Origin of the sequence: Massilia sp. CCM 8734 (genome assembly GCF_011682155.1) — a bacterium.
Lineage (GTDB): Bacteria > Pseudomonadota > Gammaproteobacteria > Burkholderiales > Burkholderiaceae_D > Telluria_A > Telluria_A rubra.
The window spans coordinates 1-8,396 of sequence record NZ_WHJI01000082.1 but is presented as its reverse complement, the minus strand read 5'-3'; the positions used below and the strand labels follow the sequence as shown (position 1 = coordinate 8,396).

The window sequence follows — 8,396 nt, the reverse complement described above, 5'->3', positions numbered from 1 at the left end:
TCGTGTCCACCCCCAGCATGGCGGCGCGCTCGACCGGCGACAGCGTGCGGCCCAACGCCTTTTCTTTGGCCTGGATCTGACCGAGCGGCGTTGACTGCGCGTGCTGTTCCCGCGACATGGCGAGGTGCGCCATTTGAATGGCGCGGCCGGCGGCTGAATCACGCGCCTGTTGGGCACGTGCTGCCTTGTTGTCCTCCCGTGTGCCCAGGTAGTGTTCGCGCTGCATGGCGGTCTGGCCTGCCCGTGCGGACTGGGCCAGCTGTGTCTCGAAATCGAGCAGCTGATAGCGGGCTTTGGCAACATCCATCGTTACCTGAGTACCGTCGCGGTTGCGGATCGTGACCAAATGGGTCGGGTGTTCCTCGCCGTTGATCTTGGTCGTACTTGCCTCGCCTTTGACGATGCGCGCGCCTTTCATCGAGCCGGCTGCGTTGTATGCCTCCATCGCGTCGTCGTAGCGCCCTTGACCCATCAGCGAGAGCGCGTCCGCAATGCCCTCGTTCTTCATCTTGGTCAGCAGTCCCTGTTTTTGGGCCAGTTCTTCCAGCGTGAGATCTCCGCGTGCATTTTTGCGACGCAGAAAAGCGGTCTGCACCTCAAGCGCGCTGTTGAAGTCGCCCTTGTGGACTGTGCCGGCCGGGGTGCCGATCGCGCCCATCTTCTTCGGTGTGGGCAGTGCCGCCAGCGACGCCGCTGCAGGCGCTGGCGCCAAGTCCAGCGCCGCCGGATTCTTGACCATCGATGCTGGCTTGGCGGCCACCCCGGGCAGCACGTCCAACGGCGGCGCCATGGCCTTGTCGATTTCGGCCTGGATATTGTCAGCTGCCGGCGCGCCTTCAGCAGCAACCGGGTCGGCCCCGCCCTGGACGGCGCCCGCTTCATTGGCGAGTTGTTCCCGGATATCAGCCATGTCTTTCTTGTCGGCTGCCTTGATGCGATCGACCTCCTTCCAGTCGTACCGCTGGCGGCTGCGTGCCTCTTCCTGAAACGCCGCTTCGGTGTCGGCGCGCGCGTCCGCTTTGACCCGGCGCGCTTCGTCGGCCTTGCGCCGTTCTTCGTCTGCAATGGCGCGCTCGCCGTCCTGATAGCCCTTGAATCCGGCGGCCATGCCGCTCCAGTTTGTCATCGTTCGATTCCTTAAAATGCGCCGGCCAGTTCGGACGACGACAGGCCGGTGCTCTGCATCACGCCGGCGTTGTTAGATTCCCATTTGCTGTAGTCGCTGGTTCCGCTGCCGCCCCAGTCAATTTTCGAGAGGCCGTTGGTAATGCCGCTGACCATGTTCCCCATACCGGCTGCGGTCTGGCTGGCTTGCGCGGACTGCTGGCCAGCGATGCTGCTGGCGGTCGCCGCGGCGCTGGCTAGGCCGCTCGACGCGTTCGAGACAAGGCCCTTGCCGATGCCGACGGCGTCGAGCTTGCGGGCGAACGCCTTGTCCTTGATGCCGTCCCGGGCCTTGTTCGCGGCTGCCGCGCCCATGGCCGCGCCTTTCAGTTCCATGCTCGTGGTCGCGGCCTGTGCGGCGGCGCTTGACGGGTCCAGCCCAGGCGTGCGCGCCAGGCGGTCGCGTGCGAGGCCCAGCTGGCTCGACACTGACGCCTGCGCGTCGCCGGCGGCCTTGTCGTACGCTTCGGGAGTATCGGTATTCATGGCGTCGGCATACACCGAGTGCTCTACCGGACGGGCGAAGGTTTTGTAGTCCTCGAACTGATCCATGGCGATCTCACCCTGATAGGCGTTCGCTTCCAGCGCCTTGTCGGCCGACGAAGCGGCCCTTTTGCTGGCCTTGTTGGTTGCGGCGGCCCCGATCCCGGCCGCTACAACGGATGCCGCGATTCCCCACGGCATATCAAGCCTCCTTAATCAGAACGCTATCGACCTTGTCGGGGTCGGTGCCTTCGTGGGCGTGCACGCAGAACCATACCGAGTCGGTAAGCGCCTCGATGCGATGCACCTGGCCGGCGCGGATCGTGATGCAGGTTGGCCCAACGTGCGTTTCCTCGATGCCGTCAATGGTCACAGTCACGGTGCCGCACGCCAGAATGCTCAGGTGGTCGAAATTATGCGAATGCGTTTCGGCGTAGTGCGACGCCGGCAGTGTCATCTGCTTGGCGTATTCGCGGCCGGAGAAGTGATGCTTAATCTTCAAGTCGATCACGTTTCAGTTCCTTAAAGTTGTCGGTTTTGATGCAGACGATCAGCGAGATCCGGTCGGCCTGGCTGTCGTTGCTGACGCTGTGGGTCACGCCGTTGTCGAACCAGTAGCAGTCGCCGGGTCTGGCGACGATGTCGCCTTCGGGGAAATGGAACAGGGCGCCCGGATCGTTACGCAAGGGGATGTAAAACTTGTCGTAGTAGTCCGCGTGCCAGCAACGGTCAATGTGCGGCTCGATGCGGCCGCCGGCGGGGATTTTCGTGATCAGCACGCCGCCGAGCCGTTCGCCATGCACGTGCGCCATCAGCCCGAAGATGATGGGTGCGAGTTCGGGGAGTTCGGCGTAGGCCGGGTACCAGATCGAGTCGTGCTCGTCGGTGAAATGGGGACCCAGGTTGGCGATGTCGTTGAAGCGCACCCAGATGTCCGTCATCGCGCGGTGTGGCGAATCGTAGGCGGTAGCACGTGCCGTATGGTGGCCGAACAAGTGGGGTTTTGCCTCCAGCGCGGCTAGCAGCGCCGCCACCTGGATACCTATTGCGATGTGTTGAAAACTTGCCATGCTGTTCCCCGCTGTAATTGAGGCGGGGATAATATGGCCGGTTTTAACTAAACTTAGAATTTAGGTGGAACGTCTTGGCGAGGCCCACGTAATTCAAGAAAAATCTTATATTGAGCAGTACCCAGCAGGACAACGACCAGCGACCGGTTTCGCCCCAAAGTTAACGCTCAAAAATTTCGCACTTCAGCGGCGCTTCCTAGTTTATGAGCACGTCCCTTCTCGAACCATATCCGACTTCGTGAGCGAACAAAATGTCGCCACCATGCTCGCATCCCGGTTGCTCCGTTAAGCTGGACCGGCATCGCTAATCCGTGCAGCTTTTTCGGTTTTTCCACACTCTGCATTCGGACATGGTGAGGGCCTTTTCTTGCGCCTGGGCGGCTTTTCAGTCAGCCAGTCTGGCCGCAACAGTATAGGATTATCCTGCGCGGTGCGTTTGACGATGCCGCGCGCTGGCTCGATGGCGTGCCGCTCGTGAGCATGAGTTCATTCGATGGCGTGAGTGTCACTGTCATTGCCACCACGCCTGCGGGGTATGACAGCAGCATCGGTCTGATCATGGGATTGACCGAGGCGATCGGACGGTTTTGCTGGAAATCACCGCCGAAGGCCAGGTAGTACTGCAGCTTGTCCGTGCATACGGGGGTGAATTCGTATTGCATCGTCGGCACGGCGGAAAAGGCAAGCGCACCCGCACCGGACATGCCGACGCCCACCAGCACTTGGCTGTCCGAAGGGACGCTCGTGTCCGATATGATCGCGAGAGTTTCCGAGGGGGGCGGCGGAGCGGGCAAGAAATGATAGCCAAAATTTTCCCGGACCAGCTTGACAGCACCAAGGCTTGCGTTTGAAATCTGTTGGGTGGGTACCGACGCGTTGTCGAACCAGACGTAGTCGTACGCGAGTTGCCATTGAAAATCAATTTGCACACCGGTGTCGGCGCCGCACACCATCCACGCCAGTGTCTGTCCGTTGGCGGCGTTGGCAGAAAAATTGGCGGGGTCCTGGTATACACAGACCAATCCGCCGACCTGGCTGTCGTTGCAAAAGAAGAGATCGAACGTTGCAGAGCTGTTCATGGTGTGCCCATTCATGTCAGTGTGCCCAGGCCGTTTGCGGTGAGGCATGCGGCCCGGGAATTCGTCGCATCACAAAGAACACCGCCGCTTATGGCCGGGGTTGCAGTCTCACCTGGTCATTAAGCAGGATGACTTCCAGGCGCGAACCGTTGGCAATGCCAGGAAGGCGCTGCGCCTGGGTCACCGCGGGAGCGCCGGCCACGTGGACCTGCGCATACTGCAAAGGCACATGCAGCTCGTGCGCCTGGGCCTGCCCCATGACGTTATAGGTGCCCTGATCGTCCACTTGCACCGACACAACACGCCCGGGAATACCTGAAAAGATCGTAAAAGCCATCATGAACTCCTTTCGATGATAGGGACGGCGCTTATGGCGAAACCCATTGGTTGGACGCGTTGAGGGTGTAGGTCAGTGCGTAGACATTTGGCGGGAAAATCACCTGCGCGTTTTGATTGACGGTCGTGATATCCATGACGGTGCCGACATGGACATTGGAACCGGCCGCGATCCAGTAGGTGGGCGTCGGCGTGAAGGTGTGCGTCAGATTCGGGCCGGCGTTGGTGACAAAGGTGCCGGCGCCGCTCATGCTCACGCCAACCGAGAACTGGTTCGACGCGACGTTGGACGCATCTGAAATGACGAGCGAGCCTTGCGGCTGACCGGCCTGGGCGGCACTGAGGTTCGGGCCCAGGGTCTGCGAATTGGAGAAAGTGGTGCAGTTATTGCTTTGCGGATTGGCCGGAATATCGCCACCGGCATTGAAGGTTACACCGGGCTGGATGATCCCCGAGCTGCCCCAAACGAAGCCGTACTCGATATCCCACTGGAAGGTGATCTGGTTGCCTTGCCCGATATTGTAGGGACTGCAGAACCAGGCGAGCGAAAACACGTTTTCCGACGCCTGATTAGGCATTTGCTGATACACATAGAAGGTGAACGGCGTGCCCGATTCATTGACCAGAGTGAGCGAATACGGTGTGCCTGCGCCCAGTGCGGCGGCGCCTTTGGCAACCAGGCTTTTGTTGGATTTGACATAGCTGATGGTGGTCATTTCATACTCCTCAGAGACAACGGTTGAATGTGCCACGAATGCCATTGCAATTGCGATTGCACGCGCGGAACGGGATCACGAAGGAGCAGAATGCGCAGACCCGTATGCTGCTGCGGGCCTCCTTTTTGCTCGCCCCGTTGCAACAGCATCTCTTTTTCGACGCAAAGAAGCGATTACGCGCCATTACAATATTTCCACTTCGCCACGAATGAATGCTATGGCAAACGGACGCTTACGCACCGAACCGAATCGGTCCCGACAATTGGGCGCGCATCGTGCCCCCGCCCTGCACGATCGAGACCGACATGCCGACTGCCCGCAACTGCCCGCGTCGACGTTCGATCAGCGCGTGCGTCAATCCGGCCGCGAATAGTTGCCGCCGCAAGCGGAACATTTGAACGGCGAGATGGCAGGGGTCGAGACCAAGCATCCTGGCCAGATCATTGCGATCGGTCCAGCCACAGCTGCAGGTGTCGCGACCGGCTAGCACGTCGTCGATATTACGACGCACAAGAATCAGCAGCGCGTAGTGATGGATGCGCTCGCCGAGGTCGACAACACGCTTGCCGTCTTCCATGACGAGATGAACGTGTTCCTCGTCGCGGCTGACAGTGAATCGGAACAAAGGAAGCGCCGCGTCGTCGGCAAGGCATTGAACGGCGTCATCGACGAGAGAAAGTGAAGGTATAGAACTTCGTGTCATCGTGTTCCTCGTTATGGATAGGCCGGCAAAGGCGGTTGTGCTCCCGGCGAATGCAAGGAACAAACTTGATTTGCGTTCAGCCTAGAGAGGAGGTCCTGCCGCAGCAATGCCACAAATTGCGTACTGCCTGGCGACCCATGCAGTTAGCGCACGAATTGAGCTCGTCTGCGTTTTGCGCAGCATGCGTTGCCGGTGCTTGTCGACGGTGCGCGGACTGATGGCAAGCTCGCGTGAGATGTGCTTTGTGCTCAATCCCTGGCACGCCAGCGCGAGCACATTGATTTCCGCTTCGCTCAACAGGGCCTTGATAGGCGCAATCGCGCGCAGTGTCGCCGCGCCTTCAGGTATCGCAGCGCAGGCCAGTGCTGCGACGTTGCCGAGTTGTAGTTTGCGGCCCACCTGGCTGCTGTAACGGCGTGCCGTGTTATAAGAAATATTGAGCGCTGTAGCGATCTGCCGATTGCTCAAACCTTGCGTGATGAGTTTTGCGACGAGAAGTTCGCGGGGGGATGGCTGGGTTGTCACCGACTATTATGTCGGTGCATATGTCGCCTGTTTACGTGCAGATCACGCAAAAAAGGTGGCCGAACGATAGTGCTCAACATAGTGCACGCGTGCTCGGCTAGCCGCCATCGTGATTTTTATGGCATTAGATGCGGCCAATGGTACCTGCACGATCTACTAGGGAATGTAAAACAACAAGTAAGGCTCGCCCTAAAGATTCTCCATAGGCTGATCCATATTTGTCGCGGTCCGGGCAGCGTGTTTGGCTTTACCAAAGACGAAACTGGGTTCTGTCGCATTAGCGAGCATTGCCGGGTACCAGCCATGCGCCAACAGAAGTGCGGCAGGATCATCAACAAGAGTTCGATCCTTGGCCTGATTCCTTCGCCTTTCAACGCATATGGAATGCAAGGCCGAGCCATCCATAGCAAGCACGGCGGCAATTTTACGCAAATTGGTACAGCTATGGCTTTACTGGTTTCGGGTATCGCCGCTTGACATCGCCGACCGCAGCGTTGTACTCCATCATTTTTGCCTCCTGCCCCTGGCTCTGCCAGTACATCGCATCGGCCAGGTCGACTAGTGGCGGATAAGCCGCTCGGCGAAGCTGATCGACGTCTTCGTTGTGGTAAATGATCATACCTGGATCTCGAAAAGTGCATCAAGGAAAGGAAACGCTACAATCCGGACGCGGTACAGGCCCGGCAAATTGAAGTTCAGCGTCGCGCGTCCTTCTCCGCACGGGTACGTCTTGTCGTTGATGACCACCTCGCACGGCATGGGCAACCGGGTCAGGTCGCGGCCGGTGAGCAATGCGGGGCTTTCCGGCCGCGCGTGCTTGTGCCCGTCGCGTACATAGTGGGTCCGCCCGTCGATGTCGCCCACGAATATGCGCTGGCCCTGTAGGGCCAGCATCGACTCGGGCACGTCGCCGTTGAACAGCACCCGGCCGTCGACGTCGTACTTCGCAAATGTCGTCATTTCATCACTCCAAGCAAGGTAACGGACCAGTCGCCCAAGTCGTAGGTCCCTTGGTGCCACGCGTTGTCAAATGTGACTGTGAACGTGTGGTAGCCCTGGCTCAGCCGAACCCGGGCAGATGTGGCGTGCGACAGAGCGTAGGTATTGATGTTGGAGTCGGACTGGTAATGGAACTGGCGGCCATCAACGTGCAGGATGACGCCGGTGTTTCCGCCGATGTTCCATGCTGCCGCTTTCCAGGTGACTAGCGCGACGACATCTACCTCGGCCGGGTAGTAGGCGGTGATCTGTCCGACCATGCGGGTGGTTCCGGCCGAGATGCCGCCGCTGCCAGTCCCCGACAGGTACAGCGGGACAGTGACCGCGTTGTTGCCGATTTTGAGCGTGTCGACGGCCAGGTCGTCTATCTGCGCGCCGCCGACTACCTTCAAGGCCAGCTTGTCGCGCGAGATCGAGTACGCCCCCAGCTGGTAGCCGGTGATGCTGCCTTGGGCAACAAGGTCGCCGCGCACGGCGACGAGTCCTGTTCTCGCGTCGATCGCGAATGGCACAATCCCCGGCCGGCCGGGAGCACCGACCGCGAAGGTATCGGCCAGTACGATGAAGGATGATTCGGCCTTGCCCCCCGTGGAAACGTTGGAATTGAGCGTGACGCCGGCGATATAGCCGTTCAGATCGAGCTTGACGCCCCACTTTCCCGACAGGCCCTGCACCTTGTCGTTCGTGAGATTGACTTCCTGGCGCAGGGCCGCGTAGCTCTTGACCAAGCCGGTCGCCGGGTCCGTGACCGTCGCCTGTAGCTGCTCGAACTTCGTCAGCGCGCTGCCGACCGGATTGACGGCTATTTGGGTCCCTGTCTGGACCAGCGCCTGATTGAGCCCCACGCGCGCCCACATGGTGTTGATCGCGCTGGCCAGGGCGTTGTCGTTGTTGGTGCGCGTGGTCAGTTCGTTCTGCACGCCGACAAACGACTGGTTGGTCCACGTCACCACCTGCTGCACGTACTGCGTCATGGCCTCGTGTTGCGTCGAGCGCACCTCGCGTTCTTCCTTAATCGCGGCGCCGGCCGCGCCGATGGATGACGTGAGCGTTTCGGTCGTCTTCGCGAGCGACAGGTTGGTTTCCTTGATGACCGTGTCCACGCGCGTGACTGCCGCGCCGCGGGCCTTGGCTTCCTGCTGCAGGAGCCAGGATGCGCTGCCGGGGACCGAGTCGGGCGCCTGGATCAGGGTAACGGCCGAGAACATATTGATCCACGCCGGCGAAGCCATGATCTTGTCCTGCAGCTTTTCCGCCAGGTCGAACATCGGACTACCCGGCTTGCCCACGCCCTCGATGATCGGCCCCGCCAGCGACTTTG

Annotated in this window: 11 protein-coding genes and 1 pseudogene; all 12 read right to left on the bottom strand. The window is 60.1% G+C overall.

From position 1 onward, the window contains the following. A pseudogene (locus tag F2P46_RS34870) lies at nt 1-1,108 on the bottom strand (hypothetical protein); the annotation flags it as partial. Between the two features lie 29 nt (nt 1,109-1,137). Beyond that, nucleotides 1,138-1,848, bottom strand: a complete 711-nt coding sequence (locus tag F2P46_RS34865; RefSeq protein WP_166898981.1) for a hypothetical protein — start codon at nt 1,846-1,848, stop codon at nt 1,138-1,140. Nucleotide 1,849: 1 nt separating this feature from the next. Then, a complete protein-coding gene (locus F2P46_RS34860; protein ID WP_166898979.1) occupies nt 1,850-2,158 on the bottom strand; it encodes a hypothetical protein in 309 nt (102 codons plus the stop codon). Further along, complete coding sequence (locus F2P46_RS34855; RefSeq protein ID WP_166898978.1) at nt 2,139-2,717, bottom strand: aspartyl/asparaginyl beta-hydroxylase domain-containing protein; 579 nt, start codon at nt 2,715-2,717, stop codon at nt 2,139-2,141. The genes F2P46_RS34860 and F2P46_RS34855 overlap by 20 nt, the downstream gene beginning before the upstream one ends. 389 nt (nt 2,718-3,106) lie before the next feature. Continuing rightward, a complete protein-coding gene (locus F2P46_RS34850; RefSeq protein ID WP_166898976.1) occupies nt 3,107-3,796 on the bottom strand; it encodes a hypothetical protein in 690 nt (229 codons plus the stop codon). An 88-nt stretch (nt 3,797-3,884) separates the two neighbouring features. Next, nucleotides 3,885-4,133, bottom strand: coding sequence for a hypothetical protein (locus F2P46_RS34845; protein WP_166898974.1), 249 nt, complete (start codon nt 4,131-4,133; stop codon nt 3,885-3,887). A gap of 31 nt (nt 4,134-4,164) precedes the next feature. Then, complete coding sequence (locus tag F2P46_RS34840) at nt 4,165-4,848, bottom strand: hypothetical protein (protein ID WP_208296908.1); 684 nt, start codon at nt 4,846-4,848, stop codon at nt 4,165-4,167. A gap of 232 nt (nt 4,849-5,080) precedes the next feature. After that, a complete protein-coding gene (locus F2P46_RS34835; RefSeq protein ID WP_166898972.1) occupies nt 5,081-5,551 on the bottom strand; it encodes a hypothetical protein in 471 nt (156 codons plus the stop codon). A gap of 81 nt (nt 5,552-5,632) precedes the next feature. Further along, entirely contained in the window at nt 5,633-6,076 is a 444-nt protein-coding gene (locus tag F2P46_RS38940; protein WP_166898970.1) for a helix-turn-helix transcriptional regulator, read from the bottom strand. A gap of 442 nt (nt 6,077-6,518) precedes the next feature. Next, nucleotides 6,519-6,695 carry a hypothetical protein gene (locus tag F2P46_RS34825; RefSeq protein ID WP_166882693.1) on the bottom strand — a complete coding sequence of 59 codons (177 nt, stop codon included), beginning with the start codon at nt 6,693-6,695 and terminating at the stop codon, nt 6,519-6,521. Continuing rightward, a complete protein-coding gene (locus F2P46_RS34820) occupies nt 6,692-7,036 on the bottom strand; it encodes a hypothetical protein (RefSeq protein ID WP_166898968.1) in 345 nt (114 codons plus the stop codon). The genes F2P46_RS34825 and F2P46_RS34820 overlap by 4 nt, the downstream gene beginning before the upstream one ends. Then, nucleotides 7,033-8,396 (bottom strand): DUF1983 domain-containing protein (locus F2P46_RS34815; protein WP_166898967.1); only part of this gene is annotated, 1,364 nt, incomplete at its 5' end. The genes F2P46_RS34815 and F2P46_RS34820, both read right to left, overlap by 4 nt.

Excerpts from the sequence above, each read along its gene's own strand:
- F2P46_RS34850 (WP_166898976.1), bottom strand. The coding sequence starts at position 3,796 with ATGAACAGCTCTGCAACGTTCGATCTCTTCTTTTGCAACGACAGCCAG.
- F2P46_RS34825 (WP_166882693.1), bottom strand. The coding sequence starts at position 6,695 with ATGATCATTTACCACAACGAAGACGTCGATCAGCTTCGCCGAGCGGCT.
- F2P46_RS34840 (WP_208296908.1), bottom strand. The coding sequence starts at position 4,848 with ATGACCACCATCAGCTATGTCAAATCCAACAAAAGCCTGGTTGCCAAA.
- F2P46_RS34865 (WP_166898981.1), bottom strand. The coding sequence starts at position 1,848 with ATGCCGTGGGGAATCGCGGCATCCGTTGTAGCGGCCGGGATCGGGGCC.
- F2P46_RS34855 (WP_166898978.1), bottom strand. The coding sequence starts at position 2,717 with ATGGCAAGTTTTCAACACATCGCAATAGGTATCCAGGTGGCGGCGCTG.
- F2P46_RS34845 (WP_166898974.1), bottom strand. The coding sequence starts at position 4,133 with ATGGCTTTTACGATCTTTTCAGGTATTCCCGGGCGTGTTGTGTCGGTG.
- F2P46_RS34820 (WP_166898968.1), bottom strand. The coding sequence starts at position 7,036 with ATGACGACATTTGCGAAGTACGACGTCGACGGCCGGGTGCTGTTCAAC.
- F2P46_RS34835 (WP_166898972.1), bottom strand. The coding sequence starts at position 5,551 with ATGACACGAAGTTCTATACCTTCACTTTCTCTCGTCGATGACGCCGTT.